This is a genomic window from Ferrovibrio sp. GW821-FHT12B10, from assembly GCF_058807515.1.
Map to the genome: position 1 here is coordinate 3,332,004 of NZ_JBXAQT010000001.1, position 13,661 is coordinate 3,345,664.

Sequence of the window (13,661 nt, forward strand, 5' to 3'; positions counted from 1 at the left end):
GTTTCCTATGCGGAAACTGGCTGGGTCCTTACTTGATGACGAACGGCAGCAGAGCCAGGTTGCGCGCGCGCTTGATGGCCTGGGCCAGTTCGCGCTGCTTCTTGGCAGAGACTGCGGTGATGCGCGACGGCACGATCTTGCCGCGCTCGGAAATGAAGCGCGAGAGCAGCTTCACGTCCTTGTAGTCGATCTTCGGCGCGTTCGCGCCCGAGAACGGGCAGGTCTTGCGACGGCGGAAGAACGGACGGCGGGCAGGGCCGCCACGGCCACCGGCGGCCGGCTTGCCACCGCGCTCGGATGAGGTACCAGTGCTCGACATTAGGCGTTCTCCCCAGCAGCAGCGGCCGGAGCCGACTCTTCACGCTCGAAACGCGGACGACGTTCGCCGCGGTCACCACGGTCACCGCGATCGCGGTCACCGCCGAAGCCACGACCGCCGCCACCGAAGCCACGATCGCCGAAGCCACGCTCCGGACGGTCGCCGCGCTCGCCGCGATCCTTGTTCTGGAGAACGGCCGACGGGCCTTCTTCCAGCTTCTCGACGCGCACCGTGAGGTAGCGCAGCAGATCTTCGTGGATGCGCATGTTGCGCTCCAGTTCGGCAATCGCGGCACCGGTCGCAGAGATGTTCAGAAGGACGTAGTGGCCCTTCTTATTCTTCTTGATGCGATAGGAGAGATTGCGAACGCCCCACTGCTCGGTCTTGGTGACCTCGCCGCCCTGGGCCTTGATGATGTCGGTGAATTGCGCGGCCATCGTCTCGACCTGGGTGGTCGAGAGATCCTGACGCGCGATGAAAACGTTCTCGTAGAACGCCATCGGCAGCTCTCCTTCTGGGTTGCGACCCGGCGGCGACACACCACGTGTCGACGGATCGGGCCTTAGCCGGACCCGATACGGGACCAGCAAGGAGCTATGTAGTAAGGGCGCGGACTATAGCGATTTTCCCCCCGCTGGCAAGGCAGGTTATCCCCATGCCAGGAGGGGGTTGAAACCGGGCATTTGTACTTTATATGTTCTCATTAATCGAGGCCGATATGCATAAAATTGTATTCAAACGAGGGGGATTTGACGGCTACAGCATCGAATTCGACGAAATTCGACGGCTACAGCATCAGTTTCGACGGCTACAGGCCTGAATTCGACGATCAGAGCGCGGTTACAGGCCGTTCGGACTGGCCGGTGCTTGATCTTGGCCGCCCGATCCGGCACTCCCCGGACATGACTGTCACCGGATACCTGGCCGCCGAAGGGTTTGAGGACCAGCTTCGCGAGGAGCTGGGCACCCGCAGCACGTCTGAACACGGCCGGCTGTTCCTGGCCGAGGGCGAAGGCCATGCAGCCTGGGCGGCCAATATCTGGCACGACGTGCAGGATGTGGCGGTCGCTTCCATCGGCGATGCGGCCGGGCAGTTGAAGGCGATCCAGCGCAACTGGGCGGCCTATGCCCCGCTGCATTCGGGCCGCGTGAAACTGATCGTGGAAAAGTTGCCGCATGTCTCGGCCAAGCCGCTGGTCTTCGGCCAGCCGCTGCATGCAGCGCCGCTCGGCTCGTTCACGCTTACCGCGCCCGACCGCATGCTGTTCGCCGCAAAATGTTCCAGCGCGCGACCCAATGGCGTGTTCGATTTCATCGAGGACCGCGAAGGACCGCCCAGTCGTGCGTACTTAAAACTCTGGGAAGGGCTGACGCGCCATGCCGCCCTGTTCGACGGCGGGTTGCCGAAAGCCGGCGACATCTGCCTCGATCTCGGCTCTTCGCCCGGCGGCTGGACCTGGGTGCTGGGTTCGCTTGGTACGACGGTGACGGCCATCGACAAGGCGCCGCTGGCGCCCAATGTCGCCGCGATGAAGACTGTGCGGTGGGAACAGGGCAGCGCCTTCGCGCTGGAGCCGTCGCGTTTCGACCGCGTCGACTGGCTCTGTTCGGATGTGATCTGCTATCCGGCGCGACTGCTCAAGCTGGCCGAGCGCTGGCTCGCCTCAGGGCATGTCCGTAATGCGATCTGCACGCTGAAATTCCAGGGCGAGACCGACCACGAGACGGCGCGTGCCTTCGCCGCGATCCCGGGCAGCCATGTGCTGCACCTGCATCACAACAAGCACGAGCTGACCTGGCTGTGGCAGAATCCTGCGTTCAGCGCGGCTTCTGGCTGATCACGCCATACCAGCCCATGCCATCGTAGGTTTCGTAGCCGATGGTGCGGGCAAAGGCGATCAGCGTGCCGTCGGGCTGATAGTAATAGCCGCGCTGCTTGTCGCCGGTTTCCAGCGCGAAGGGCTGATAGAGGCCCTGGTTGTCGGACGACGCGATGATGCGGCGCTTGCTGTCCAGCAGCAGCACGCGGGTGCGCTGCCATTCCTCCGGCGACAGGCTGGGCTCGTCCTTGACGATGCTCTTGCCCTGCTTGTCCCAGTCGAAGATCACGCCCAGCACGCCGAGCGGCGCGCCGTGGATCTGGCCGCCGCTGCGCACGGCGGCCGCATAGATGGCGACCGCCTTGTTGTCGTGGCTGCCGCTCTGGGTGATCTCGTCGACGACATAGTCGTCGCCCGATGTCGAGTTCATTGCTTCCTTGAACCAGCGGGTCTGGGCGACGCTGGCCTTGGCGGCGCGCGGGAACTGCTTGGGGTTGGAGCTGGCGACGACCTGGCCTTTTTCATCGGCCAGCACCAGATTGAGATAGACGGTGTAGAAGCGGTTGATCATGCCCAGGCGCTCGCTGGCGCGGGCGAACAGCTCATCCGAGGGTTCGGCCAGGGCCTGCCACACTGAGTCATCGGTGGCCCACCAGCGGCAGTCGCAGGTGCGCTCATACAGGTTGCGCACGATCAGCTGCACCATGGTCTGCGCCATGTCGCTCAAGCGCGGGCCTTCCAGATCCTTGACGATCTGGTCGACGATTTCCTCGGCGGCGCGTTTTGAATCGGCGACGCGTTTCAGCACCACTTCGCGGAAGCGCTTGGAATTATCGGACGCCTGGTTGGCCAGCGCCTTCACTTCCTGGGCCACGACGGCGAAGCTGCGGCCCACCTCGCCGGCGCGCGCCGCCTCGATGGATGCGTTCAGGGAGAGCAGCGTGGTCTGGAAGGCGATGCTTTCGTTCTTGGCGCCGAATTCCTGAACGTCGCGTTCGATGCCATCAATTAGCTGATGCACCTGCAGATGGTGAGTCTGTGCAGTCATTGTTTTTTATGAACTCAAGGTGGTGGCGAGGCCCCCTCAGCGTTGCAGGATGCGTGCCGGAATCACAAACTGTTTATCAGCGTAGCCCATCTCCTCCTTAAGGATAGCCCTGAAACGTTAGGTTGCCTCCGGAAGTAACTATCGGGTTCATTACGTAATGGTCCGCACCATGGTCCGTCATAAAAGTGGCGCATTATTAAGCAGTCTGCATAGCGTCACTGTCCAATCCATAGGCAGCTTATAAGAGGCCTGCCGTTGCCCTATCTAGCCGATACAGAAAGAAAGGATTTCCGCCATGTCGACGCGCCAGGAACGTGATGCCTTCGGAACCGTCGAGGTTCCCGCCGACCGTTACTGGGGGGCACAGACCCAGCGCGCCCTGACCCTGTTCCAGATCGGCCGCGAGAAGCTGCCGCCGGCGCTGACCCGGGCCATCGGCCTGCAGAAGCTGGCCGCCGCGCGTGCCAATGCCAAACTGGATGAACTGCCCAAGGATCTGGTCGATGCGATCCAGCAGGCGGCCAAGGAAGTCTGGGACGGCAAGTTCGACGATCACTTCCCGCTGCCGGTCTGGCAGATCGGCTCGGGCACGGCGACCAACATGAACGCCAACGAGGTGATCGCCAATCGCGCCAACGAACTGCTGGGCCAGCCGCTGGGCACCAAGAAGCCGGTGCATCCGAACGACCATGTCAATCGCGGCCAGTCCTCGAACGACAGTTTCCCCACTGTGATGCATATCGTCACCGTGCTGGAACTGAAGGCGCGGCTGATCCCGGCACTACAGAGCCTGCAGACGGAGCTGGCCAAGAAGGCGGATGCCTGGAGCGACGTGATCAAGATCGCGCGCACCCATCTGCAGGATGCGACGCCGATGACGCTGGGCCAGGAATTCGGCGCCATGGCGCGCCAGATGGAGCTGGGCGTCCAGCGCATCGACGATACGCTGAAGCGGCTCTATCCGGTGGCGCAGGGCGGCACGGCGGTCGGCACCGGGCTGAATGCGAAAGTCGGCTTCGATGTCGCCTTCGCCAAGGAACTGGCCGACCTGACCAAACTGCCTTTCGTCACCAACCCCAACAAGTTCGAGGGCATGGGCGCGCATGACGCGCTGGTGGAAGCCAGCGGCATGCTGAACACGGTTGCGGTATCGCTGGCCAAGATCGCCAACGACATCCGCTTCCTCGGCGCCGGCCCGCGCGCCGGTCTGGCCGAGCTGGTGCTGCCGCATGACGGCCTGACCTCCTCGATCATGCCGGGCAAGCGCAATCCGACCCTGGCCGAGGCGCTGCTGCAGGTCTGCTACCAGGTGATGGGCAACCATGTCACCGTGACGCATGCCGCCGCCGCCGGCCATTTCGAACTCAACGTCGCCAAGCCGGTGATCGTCTTCAACATCCTGACCAGTATTGACCTGCTGGCCGATGCGGCGGGGGTGTTTGGCCGCGATCTGGTGGCGGGCATCGAGCCGAATGAGGCCACGCTGAAGCGCAACGTCGAGCATTCGATCATGCTGGCCACCGCGCTGAACCCGCATCTGGGCTATGACAAGGTGGCGCAGATCGTCAACAAGGCCTTTGCCGAAGGCATCAGCCCCAAGCTGGCGGCCGTGGCGCTGGGCTATCTGAGCGAGGCTGAATACGACCGGCTGGCCGACCCGCGCGCCATGCTGGGACCCCGGCCCTGACTCCGCCGGATGCGGTGCAACAGCCTGTTATCGAATGTTAATCCGGTTCCACCATCACCGATTGTGCTAGACTGGACTTAAGCGGTCCCGTCGTGACGGCGGTCCGGAGGGTGGGAGACGACGATGATTGTGGCGCTGTATATCCTGGCCGCGTTGGCGCTGCTCGGCCTGGGCACCGTTGGCTGGTACTATATCTATGACCGCTGGATCCAGCGCGACCATGCCATCCGTCGCAATTTCCCGATCTATGGCCGCTTCCGCTACATCATGGAGAATCTGGGCGAGTATTTTCGCCAATACTGGTTCACCGCCGACTGGGAAGAACGCCCCTTCAATCGCCTGACGCGCGCCTGGGTCTATCGCTCGGCCAAGGGCGTGTCGAACTACGTCGCCTTCGGCTCCGAGGTCGACTCCCAGCAGCCGGGCCATGTCTATTTTCTGCATTCGGCTTTTCCGATCAACGACGATGAGGCCGAGACCTTCACCGGCAAGTGGATCGGCAAGGGTATCGTTGGCAATCCCTACAAGCCGAAAAGCTTTTTCAACATCTCAGGCATGTCATACGGCGCGCTGTCCTCGGCCGCCGTCACCGCGTTGTCGGAAGGTGCTGCGCTGGCCGGCATCTGGATGGATACGGGCGAGGGCGGCCTGTCGCCCTATCATCTGAAGGGCGGCTGCGACATCTGCTTCCAGATCGGCACGGCGAAATACGGCGTGCGCGATAGCGATGGCAGCCTGGACGAGACGCGCCTGCGCAAGATCGCCGCGCTGCCGCAGGTGAAGATGTTCTGCATCAAGCTGAGCCAGGGCGCCAAGCCCGGTCGCGGCGGCATCCTGCCCGGCTCGAAGGTCACCGACGAGATCGCCGAGATCCGTGGCATCGAATCCGGCAAGGCATCGATCTCGCCTAGTCGTCACCGTGACATCACCGATATTCCGTCGCTGGTGGCGCTGATCAATCGCGTGCGCAAGATCACCGACAAGCCGGTCGGCATCAAGATGGCGGTGGGCAGCTTTGACTTCATCGACGAATTCTTCGATCACCTGCAGTCACATCCCGATGATGCGCCCGACTTCATCCAGATCGATGGCGCCGAAGGCGGCACCGGCGCGGCCCCGGCGCCGCTGGCCGATTACGTTGGGCAGTCGATCACTCAGGCGCTGCCTTATGTGGCCCAGAAACTGCGCGCCTATGAGCTGCGTAATCGAATCCGCCTGGTTGCCTCGGGCAAGTTGCTGACGCCCGACAAGGTGGCCTGGGCGATCTGCATGGGTGCCGATTATGTGGTTTCGGCACGCGGCTTCATGTTCTCGCTGGGCTGCATCCAGGCGATGAAGTGCAACACCGGTCATTGCCCGACCGGCGTCACCTCGAACGATCCGCGGTTCATGCGTGGCCTCGATCCCGCCCGCAAGGCGGTGCGCGTCGCCAATTACGCCAAAGCGGTGCAGCATGATGTCGAGGCGATCGCCCATGCCTGCGGTTGCAAGTCGGTGCGCGACCTGAAGGCGCAGCATGTCCGCGTCAACGGCGGCGACATCATTCTTTAGGCAGCACTGCCGCCGGATCGACCTTCAGGTCGATGCCGCTGAGCTTGCGGCGGCGCGCTTCGGTCAGCAGCCAGATCAGAAGGTCTGCGGCCTGCTCGGTTTTCATGCCGGCCGCATGGATGTTGGAAATGCAGTTGCGCTCTGAATCAACCCGGCCCATGCGCGGCGCCCAGGTGAGATAGACCCCCAGGCTGTCGGCGACCGAGAGCCCGGGGCGCTCGCCGATCAGCACGGCGACGGCAGCGGCATTCAGGGTTGCGCCGATCTCGTCGCCGATGGCGACGCGGCCCTGTTCGACCAGGGAGACCGGCGCTATGCGCCAGCCCGACAGTTTTTCCAGGCAGCGCCGCAGCAGCGGTGCGGCCTGCGCCTCCACTGCACGCGACGACAGGCCGTCGGCAATCACGAAGGCCACATCCCAGTCGGCGGAAGCGGCCGCCAGCGCATCGATGCAATCGGGATCGAGCCGGCGACCGAGATCGGGACGACGCAGATAGGTGGCGCGATCCGTCGCCTGGCTGCGCAGCATGATGGAGGGGTGCGGTGCCAACGCACCGGCCAGCGCCGCGAAATCGGCCATGCCATGCACGGCGTCGCGTGCGCGACTATGGGCGGCCTGGAATTCCAGTAGCGGCACGGTGGGTAGCGCATCGCCGCTGCGCCCCAGACCGATGCGGGCTTGCGTGACTCCACGCCAGCGCGCCCAGATATCGCGGGTCACGTCATTCATGGCGCTATGCCGGCCAGCAGACGCTGCAGCGTGCTGCCATCTGGTGGCGGCAGGCGGCCGTTATCGTCCAGCATGCCCATGCGGCCGAGCCAGGCCTCGAATTCCGGCGCCGGCCGCAGTTTCAGCAGATGACGCAGGCCGAGCACATCGTGGAAGGACAGGCTCTGGTAATTCAGCATCACGTCATCGGCGCCCGGCACCGCGATCAGGAAGTTGACGCCCGCCGTGCCCAGCAGGGTCATCAGGCTGTCCATGTCATCCTGGTCGGCCTCGGCGTGGTTGGTGTAGCAGACATCGACGCCCATCGGCAGGCCGAGCAGCTTGCCGCAACAGTGATCCTCCAGGCCGGCGCGGATGATCTGCTTGGCGTCGTAGAGGTATTCCGGGCCGATGAAGCCGACCACCGTATTGACCAGCAGCGGCCTGAAGGCGCGAGCTACGGCATAGGCGCGAACCTCCAATGTCTGTTGATCCACTCCGTGGTGGGCATTGGCCGAGAGCGCGCTGCCCTGGCCAGTCTCGAAATACATGACATTCTGTCCAACTGTGCCGCGCTTCAGGGCAAGGGCAGCGTCCTGCGCTTCCTTCAGCACGGCAAGGTCGACGCCGAAGCCGCGATTGGCGGCTTCTGTCCCGGCGATGGATTGAAAGACCAGATCGACCGGCGCGCCACGCGCCATCATCTGCAGGGTGGTGGTCACATGGGCCAGCACGCAGCTCTGCATCGGGATATCGAAACGCTGGCGGATCGTATCCAGCATCTCCAGCAGGCGGATGCCATCCGGCACGCTGTCGGTGGCAGGGTTGATGCCGATCACCGCATCGCCGATGCCGAACAGCAGGCCGTCCAGCATGGCGGCGGCGATGCCTTCGGCATCGTCGGTCGGATGATTGGGCTGCAGCCGGCTGCCGAGCCGGCCGGGCAGGCCCAGCGTGGTGCGGAAACCTGTGATCACGCGGCATTTGGCGGCCACCGCGATCAGGTCCTGGTTGCGCATCAGCTTGGAGACGGCGGCAACCATCTCTGGTGTCAGGCCTGGTGAAAGCTTCGCCAATGTTGCCCCATCGGCTTGATAACTGAGCAGCCAGTCGCGGAATTCACCCACCGTCATATGCGCGACCGTCGCGAAGGCAGTGGCGTTGTGACTGTCGACGATCAGTCGCGTGACCTCGTCCTGCTCATAGGGGACGAGGGCTTCACTCAGGAAGTGTTTCAGCGGCAGGTCGGCCAGCGCCATCTTGGCGGCCACGCGCTGCTCGTCGCTGCTTGCTGCGATGCCGGCAAGCTGGTCGCCCGAACGCAACGGTGAGGCGCAGGCCAGCAAGGTCTTCAGGTCGGCGAAGACATGGCGGGTGCCGTTCAGGCTGGCTGCATACTGCGTCATCTGGACCTCGGATTGGTTCCGATGGTTCAGCAAGAAGCATACCAGAGCCGTCGGCCGGTTGCATGACCCTTCTGCCTGCGCAAAGCTGGTCAAAACAAATTGGAGGACATGTCATGGAGCTGGGACTCAAGAGCAAGCGCGTCGTGGTGGCGGGTGGCAGCCGCGGCATCGGTCGCGCCATCGCCATGGCCTTTGCCCGGGAAGGCTGCGCGGTGTCGATCTGCGCACGCGGTGAGGGCGGTGTGAAAGAGGCCGAAGCCGCACTGAAGCAGACCGGCGCGACCATCCATGCTGCTTCCTGCGATCTCGGCCAGGGTAACGCCGTGAAGGCCTATGTGGACGCGGCGGCGAAAGCGCTCGGCGGCATCGACATTCTGGTCAACAATGCCTCGGGCTTCGGCCGCACCGATGACGAAGAGGGCTGGGCCGCCTCGATCAATGTCGATCTGATGGGCAGCGTGCGCGCCACGCAGACCGCCATTCCTCATATCCAGCAAAGCGGCGGCGGCAGCATCCTGCATGTGTCGTCCATCGCCGGCCTGGCCCCCAGCGTGCGCACACCGCCCTATGGCGCGATCAAGGCTGCGCTGATCCAGCTCACCATGACGCAGGCGGCGAGCCTGGCGAAGAGCAACATCCGGGTGAACTGCGTGGCGCCGGGCTCGATCGAGTTTCCCGGCGGTGTCTGGGACCAGGCCAAGCAGGGCAATCCGAAACTCTACAACGCGATCCTCGGCAGCATTCCCTTCGGCCGCTTCGGCACGGCTGAGGAAGTTGCAAACCTGTCGGTATTTCTCTGTTCGGATGCGGCGAGCTGGATCACCGGGCAGGCGGTCGTGGTCGACGGCGGGCAGATGCTGTCTTAAGCGACCTTGAGCGCGGCATTCAGCGGCGCGAAGCATTCCGGTCCATCGACCTTCACGCCATTCACCACCGGCGTGACGCGATAACGCGCCATGGCCTCGGCCGGATAGCTCTGCATCAGGCGCTGCAGGATACCGCGCGGCGTGGCCGGATCGAGCCAGAGGCCGAATTGCTCGCGCGGCAGGATCACCGGCATGCGCTCATGCAGGGGGGCGAGATAGTCATTCGCCGCCGTCGTCAGGATGGTGAAGCAGTCGGCATTGCCGAAGGCCGGCTCGGGTTGCCACAGGCCGGCAAAAGCGAAGACGCTGCCGCCCTTCAGGCCGATGCGCCAGGGTTGCTTGGTCTTCTGGCCTTCGATGGCCTGCCATTCATAGAAGCCGTCGACCGGCACCAGGCAGCGGCGTTGGGCGAAGGCCTCGGAGAATGTTGGCTTCTGTGCGGCAGTCTCGCTGCGGGCGTTGATCAGCGGGGCATTGTTCGGCCCGGCGAAGCCCCAACGCAGCATGGCCAGCTCGCGGCCGGCTGGTGTGCCGCGCACCACGGCGCTCATCTGCGTCGGCGCGATATTCCAGCGGGGCTGCAGGTTGGGACGCGCGCCAGCATCGTAGAGCTCGAAAAACGAGGCGAGATCGTCGAGAGGTTTGGTCTGGCTGAAACGGCCGCACATGCAGCCTGCATAGCCGATCGGGGCCGAGTCGGGCGAGTCCCTATGCGAAGTGAGCCTTGGCTTCGTCGCGGCCTTTCAACTCCGCCCCGGCCCGGATCAGGATTTTGGCCACCCGCTCGGGCGCGAAGCCCAGATCAAGCAGGGCAGGCCCGGCATTGGCCACTTCGCGGTAATCGGCGATCAGGCCATTCTTCAGCGTGAAGATCGCCACGCCCTCGAACATCACGCGGCGGCCCTGCGCCTCGGGCAGGAGAGACTTGTAGGAAAAGGTGTAGCGCGCATAGAGCGTCCGGCCATCGCCGACCGGATCATGCAGGTGCCAGCGGAAATCCTCGGCCGTGCGGTAGAACCAGTCATCCACCAGTTCGGCGATCTTCTGCCGGCCCTTGAAGGCGCCATAGAAGACATCGTGATAGACGGCATCCTCGGTGAACAGCGCGGCGAAGTCGGCGCCTTTGCGATCCTGCACGGCCTGCGCAAAACGGCGCAGCATGGTCTGCGTGTCCATCTTTGTTTCCTCCGGTCTTTTCCCGATGCTAGCGCGACTGTGCGCCCAGCGGCAAGCAGACACGGCGGCGGCGACCGTCGGAGAGCGCGAGTTCGGCGATCTCAACCGTGACGCCATAGAGATTCTGCAAGGCATCTGGCGTGATCACGGCATCCGGTCGGCCGATGATGAGGGTTCCGTCACGCTGCAACATCGCCACGCGGTCGGCGCAGAGCAGGGCCTGATCGGGATCGTGGGTAGACAGCAGCACACCGATGCCGCCTTGCGCCAGCTTGGCGATCTCGTCCAGCATGCGCAGCTGGTTGCCGAAATCGAGGCTGGCGGTGGGTTCGTCCAGCACCAGCAGGCGCGTCTCGGCCGCCAGCGCACGGGCGATCAGGGTGAGCTGCCGCTCACCGCCCGAGATACGCGTGTAGATGCTGTCCGAGAGATGGGCGATGCCCAGCCGTTGCAGCGCGGCCTCTGCCGCCGCACGGTCTGCAACAGTGGGGGCGGAGAAGGGCTTCAGATGCGCACTGCGCCCCATCAAAACCACATCGAAGACGGTGAAGGGGAAATAGCCGGTCTGCGCCTGTGGCACATAGGCGATGCGGCGGGCGGACTCCGCAGGCGACAGGGTGGCGAGATCGGTACCATCAATCAGTACCTGCCCAGCGAGCGACCTGTGCAGTCCGAGCAGGCTGCGGAACAGGGTGGTCTTGCCGACGCCATTGGGGCCGAGCAGGCAGAGTACTTCACCCGGCTGCAGGGTCAGCGACAGGCCCTGCGCCAGCATGCGGCCAGGAAAACCAATCGATAGCTCGCGAGCTTCCAGCATCACTGCCAGCTCCGGCGCGTGCGGACCAGGATCCACAGGAAGACCGGCGTGCCGATCACGGCGGTGAGGATGCCGAGCGGAATCTCGATGCGCGCCGCCGTGCGTGCCAAGGTATCGATGGCCAGCATGTAGGCCGCACCCAGCAGCAGTGATGCCGGCAGCAGCAGGGCGAAGCGCGGGCCGACCAGCAGGCGCGCCAGATGCGGCACCAGCAGGCCGATCCAGCCGATCACGCCGCTGATCGCCACCACCGCCGAGGTGATCAGGGTGGCGCCGGCAATGACGGCCAGGCGCACGCGGGTGGGGTGCACGCCGAGACTACGTGCTTCCTCGTCGCCCAGCGACAGCACATCGAGCTGCCAACGCAACAGCCATAGCGGCAGCAGACCGATCAACACCACCGGCAGCGTGCTGTAGACATCGGCCGGTGCGACGGCGGCGAGGCTGCCGAGCAGCCAGAAGGTGATGGCGGGCAACTGGTTGTAGGGATCGGCCAGGTATTTCATCAGGCCGACGCCGGCACCGCCCAGTGTGCCGATCAGCACGCCAGCCAGCACCAGCGTCAACACCGGGTCATGGCCGCGCACGGCGACCGCGATGGCATAGACGGTGGCGACCGTGCCCAGGCCGACAGCAAAGGCCAGCAACTGGATACTCAGCACATCGAGACCGAGGAAGATGCCGAAAACGGCGCCGAGCGCCGCACCGGACGACACGCCGAGGATATCGGGTGAGACCAGCGGATTGCGGAACAGCTGCTGATAGGCTGCACCGGCCGCCGACAGCGCTGCTCCGGCGGCAATCGCAGCCGTGACGCGCGGCACTCGGATGCCGAAGAGTACGCTTTCGGCACTTGCATCCAGGCCGTGCGGCTGCCCGGCGATGCCGCGCAGGATAGCCAGCGCCGCATCGCCGACGGGCAGCGGGAAGCGCCCTGCCGTCAGTGCGAGCAGCGCCATCAGAATAAGGAGCGCGATGGCGGCGACAAAAGCCCAGAGTGTGCGGCTCATCGCGGCAGGCCGTTCATCGACTGCAGCAACGCGGTGACCTGCACGTCGCTGGGCGTCTGGTGATACAGGCGCTGATAAGCATCGGCGGTGAAGCCACGCAGGTCTTCTGGAAAATGTGCCGGATAGAGAATGGCGCAGAGCCAGCGCAGGCCAAGCAGGCGATTGAGCGCCGGCGGAAAGTCGATCCAGCCAAACGGCGCATTGGGGGCGAGATAGACACGGCCATCGCGCACGGCCTGCAGTCCCTGCCAGGGCGAAGCCTCGCGCAGGCTGGCGTAGAAGCCGGGATCGATGGTGACGATCACATCGGGTTTCCAGGCCAACACCTGCTCCAGCGAAACTTGCACCAGCCCGCCCTGGCCCAGTTCGGCAGCGACATTCACCGCGCCGGCGCGCTCTATGATTTCGGTGTTGATCGACCCGGCGAGGCCTGTATCCAGTCCGCGTGGGCCACGACCATAATAGACGCGCGGCCGGCGGTTCTGCGGAACTTGGCTAAGGCGTGCAGTAACAAGGTCGAGCTGTGCGTGCACCCAGCCAGCGAGGTCGGCGGCGCGCTGCGGTTCACCGACGGCCTCGCCCAGCTTCTCGATGCCGGCGGTCATGCCATCGAAGCGGCCATCGAGCAGGATATAGGGCAGGCGGGTCTGCTCCTGCACGCGGTCGGCCAGTGATGTGAAGGTCGGATTGACGGTGCCGTAATCGAAGATCAGGTCAGGTTTCGCCGCCAGCACGGTCTCGACATTGGCGGTGTTGCCGCGCCCGGTGAGACGGCCGAGTGTCGGCAGGTCGGCATAGCGTTGCGCCACGAAGGGCCGCTCGTGATCGCGCCAATGCGTGGTCCAGCCGAGCAGCTTTTCCGGTGCCAGCGCGAATAGCAGCAGCGAAGCCGGCGGCCCGGCCGCATAGACGCGACTGACCTGCGCGGGCAGGGCGATGCGGCGGCCGGCATCGTCAGTGATGCTGCGGCCCTGTGCCTGTGCTCGCACCGCAAAGGGCAGGGCGAGCGTCGTGCCGAGGAATGCCCGCCGGCTGAACCGCATCACTTGCCGACGATGACGTCCGAAGCCTTGATGATGGCGTAGGCTGTCTCACCCTTTTTCAGCTTCAGCTCGTCCAGCGCTTCCATGGTGATGGACGCGGTGACTAGGGCATCGCCAACCGCGATCTTCACGGTGGCCGTGGTCTTGCCTTTGGTGATCTGCTTGACCTTGCCCTTGAGGATGTTGCGTGCACTCAGCTTCATGGACTT

General features: G+C 64.4%; 15 protein-coding genes. 4 read left to right on the forward strand and 11 right to left on the reverse strand.

Annotation, left to right across the window (positions count from 1 at the left end; all coding sequences use genetic code 11):
* Positions 1-28: 28 nt before the first annotated feature.
* A complete protein-coding gene (gene rpsR, locus AC1RRT_RS16610; protein ID WP_492970908.1) occupies positions 29-319 on the reverse strand; it encodes a 30S ribosomal protein S18 in 291 nt (96 codons plus the stop codon).
* Entirely contained in the window at positions 319-819 is a 501-nt protein-coding gene (rpsF, locus tag AC1RRT_RS16615) for a 30S ribosomal protein S6 (RefSeq protein ID WP_493014922.1), read from the reverse strand. Before rpsF ends, rpsR begins: the two co-directional genes overlap by 1 nt.
* Positions 820-1,068: 249 nt before the next feature.
* Here rpsF and AC1RRT_RS16620 point away from each other — a divergent pair, with 249 nt between their 5' ends.
* Positions 1,069-2,157: an SAM-dependent methyltransferase gene (locus AC1RRT_RS16620; RefSeq protein WP_493014923.1), complete on the forward strand. Its 1,089-nt coding sequence runs from the start codon at positions 1,069-1,071 to the stop codon at positions 2,155-2,157.
* Here the strand turns inward: AC1RRT_RS16620 and AC1RRT_RS16625 are convergent.
* Positions 2,138-3,187, reverse strand: coding sequence for a methyl-accepting chemotaxis protein (locus AC1RRT_RS16625; protein WP_493014924.1), 1,050 nt, complete (start codon positions 3,185-3,187; stop codon positions 2,138-2,140). The genes AC1RRT_RS16620 and AC1RRT_RS16625 overlap by 20 nt on opposite strands.
* A gap of 295 nt (positions 3,188-3,482) precedes the next feature.
* Here AC1RRT_RS16625 and AC1RRT_RS16630 point away from each other — a divergent pair, with 295 nt between their 5' ends.
* Together AC1RRT_RS16630 and AC1RRT_RS16635 are read left to right on the forward strand one after the other, a co-directional pair.
* Positions 3,483-4,874 carry a class II fumarate hydratase gene (locus tag AC1RRT_RS16630; protein ID WP_493014925.1) on the forward strand — a complete coding sequence of 464 codons (1,392 nt, stop codon included), beginning with the start codon at positions 3,483-3,485 and terminating at the stop codon, positions 4,872-4,874.
* Positions 4,875-4,997: 123 nt separating this feature from the next.
* Entirely contained in the window at positions 4,998-6,425 is a 1,428-nt protein-coding gene (locus AC1RRT_RS16635; protein ID WP_493014926.1) for an FMN-binding glutamate synthase family protein, read from the forward strand.
* Here AC1RRT_RS16635 and eutC read toward each other — a convergent pair.
* Positions 6,415-7,155, reverse strand: a complete 741-nt coding sequence (eutC, locus tag AC1RRT_RS16640; protein ID WP_493014927.1) for an ethanolamine ammonia-lyase subunit EutC — start codon at positions 7,153-7,155, stop codon at positions 6,415-6,417. The two genes, AC1RRT_RS16635 and eutC, sit on opposite strands and share 11 nt — an antisense overlap.
* Positions 7,152-8,540: an ethanolamine ammonia-lyase subunit EutB gene (locus AC1RRT_RS16645; RefSeq protein WP_493014928.1), complete on the reverse strand. Its 1,389-nt coding sequence runs from the start codon at positions 8,538-8,540 to the stop codon at positions 7,152-7,154. Before AC1RRT_RS16645 ends, eutC begins: the two co-directional genes overlap by 4 nt.
* A gap of 113 nt (positions 8,541-8,653) precedes the next feature.
* Between AC1RRT_RS16645 and AC1RRT_RS16650 the strand changes: the two genes are divergently transcribed.
* Complete coding sequence (locus tag AC1RRT_RS16650; RefSeq protein WP_493014929.1) at positions 8,654-9,406, forward strand: SDR family NAD(P)-dependent oxidoreductase; 753 nt, start codon at positions 8,654-8,656, stop codon at positions 9,404-9,406.
* On the opposite strand, the gene AC1RRT_RS16655 is transcribed toward AC1RRT_RS16650, so the two are convergent.
* The 6 genes from AC1RRT_RS16655 to AC1RRT_RS16680 are packed head-to-tail and all read right to left on the reverse strand — an operon-like array spanning position 9,403 to position 13,655.
* Positions 9,403-10,074: an SOS response-associated peptidase gene (locus AC1RRT_RS16655; protein ID WP_493014930.1), complete on the reverse strand. Its 672-nt coding sequence runs from the start codon at positions 10,072-10,074 to the stop codon at positions 9,403-9,405. The two genes, AC1RRT_RS16650 and AC1RRT_RS16655, sit on opposite strands and share 4 nt — an antisense overlap.
* A 40-nt stretch (positions 10,075-10,114) precedes the next feature.
* Positions 10,115-10,582, reverse strand: coding sequence for a nuclear transport factor 2 family protein (locus AC1RRT_RS16660; RefSeq protein ID WP_493014931.1), 468 nt, complete (start codon positions 10,580-10,582; stop codon positions 10,115-10,117).
* 28 nt (positions 10,583-10,610) lie between these two features.
* Positions 10,611-11,399: an ABC transporter ATP-binding protein gene (locus AC1RRT_RS16665; RefSeq protein ID WP_493014932.1), complete on the reverse strand. Its 789-nt coding sequence runs from the start codon at positions 11,397-11,399 to the stop codon at positions 10,611-10,613.
* Complete coding sequence (locus AC1RRT_RS16670) at positions 11,399-12,409, reverse strand: FecCD family ABC transporter permease (protein ID WP_493014933.1); 1,011 nt, start codon at positions 12,407-12,409, stop codon at positions 11,399-11,401. Before AC1RRT_RS16670 ends, AC1RRT_RS16665 begins: the two co-directional genes overlap by 1 nt.
* On the reverse strand, positions 12,406-13,452 hold the full coding sequence (locus AC1RRT_RS16675; protein ID WP_493014934.1) for an iron ABC transporter substrate-binding protein: 1,047 nt from the start codon (positions 13,450-13,452) through the stop codon (positions 12,406-12,408). The genes AC1RRT_RS16670 and AC1RRT_RS16675 overlap by 4 nt, the downstream gene beginning before the upstream one ends.
* Complete coding sequence (locus AC1RRT_RS16680; RefSeq protein ID WP_493014935.1) at positions 13,452-13,655, reverse strand: TOBE domain-containing protein; 204 nt, start codon at positions 13,653-13,655, stop codon at positions 13,452-13,454. The genes AC1RRT_RS16675 and AC1RRT_RS16680 overlap by 1 nt, the downstream gene beginning before the upstream one ends.
* Positions 13,656-13,661: the final 6 nt, after the last annotated feature.

What these genes read in the sequence shown, in the direction of transcription:
- AC1RRT_RS16660 (WP_493014931.1), bottom strand. Translation starts at nt 10,582, where the DNA reads ATGGACACGCAGACCATGCTGCGCCGTTTTGCGCAGGCCGTGCAGGAT.
- AC1RRT_RS16680 (WP_493014935.1), bottom strand. Translation starts at nt 13,655, where the DNA reads ATGAAGCTGAGTGCACGCAACATCCTCAAGGGCAAGGTCAAGCAGATC.
- AC1RRT_RS16645 (WP_493014928.1), bottom strand. Translation starts at nt 8,540, where the DNA reads ATGACGCAGTATGCAGCCAGCCTGAACGGCACCCGCCATGTCTTCGCC.
- AC1RRT_RS16635 (WP_493014926.1), top strand. Translation starts at nt 4,998, where the DNA reads ATGATTGTGGCGCTGTATATCCTGGCCGCGTTGGCGCTGCTCGGCCTG.
- AC1RRT_RS16650 (WP_493014929.1), top strand. Translation starts at nt 8,654, where the DNA reads ATGGAGCTGGGACTCAAGAGCAAGCGCGTCGTGGTGGCGGGTGGCAGC.
- AC1RRT_RS16675 (WP_493014934.1), bottom strand. Translation starts at nt 13,452, where the DNA reads ATGCGGTTCAGCCGGCGGGCATTCCTCGGCACGACGCTCGCCCTGCCC.
- rpsR (WP_492970908.1), bottom strand. Translation starts at nt 319, where the DNA reads ATGTCGAGCACTGGTACCTCATCCGAGCGCGGTGGCAAGCCGGCCGCC.
- AC1RRT_RS16655 (WP_493014930.1), bottom strand. Translation starts at nt 10,074, where the DNA reads ATGTGCGGCCGTTTCAGCCAGACCAAACCTCTCGACGATCTCGCCTCG.
- AC1RRT_RS16630 (WP_493014925.1), top strand. Translation starts at nt 3,483, where the DNA reads ATGTCGACGCGCCAGGAACGTGATGCCTTCGGAACCGTCGAGGTTCCC.
- AC1RRT_RS16625 (WP_493014924.1), bottom strand. Translation starts at nt 3,187, where the DNA reads ATGACTGCACAGACTCACCATCTGCAGGTGCATCAGCTAATTGATGGC.
- AC1RRT_RS16670 (WP_493014933.1), bottom strand. Translation starts at nt 12,409, where the DNA reads ATGAGCCGCACACTCTGGGCTTTTGTCGCCGCCATCGCGCTCCTTATT.
- eutC (WP_493014927.1), bottom strand. Translation starts at nt 7,155, where the DNA reads ATGAATGACGTGACCCGCGATATCTGGGCGCGCTGGCGTGGAGTCACG.
- AC1RRT_RS16665 (WP_493014932.1), bottom strand. Translation starts at nt 11,399, where the DNA reads ATGCTGGAAGCTCGCGAGCTATCGATTGGTTTTCCTGGCCGCATGCTG.
- rpsF (WP_493014922.1), bottom strand. Translation starts at nt 819, where the DNA reads ATGGCGTTCTACGAGAACGTTTTCATCGCGCGTCAGGATCTCTCGACC.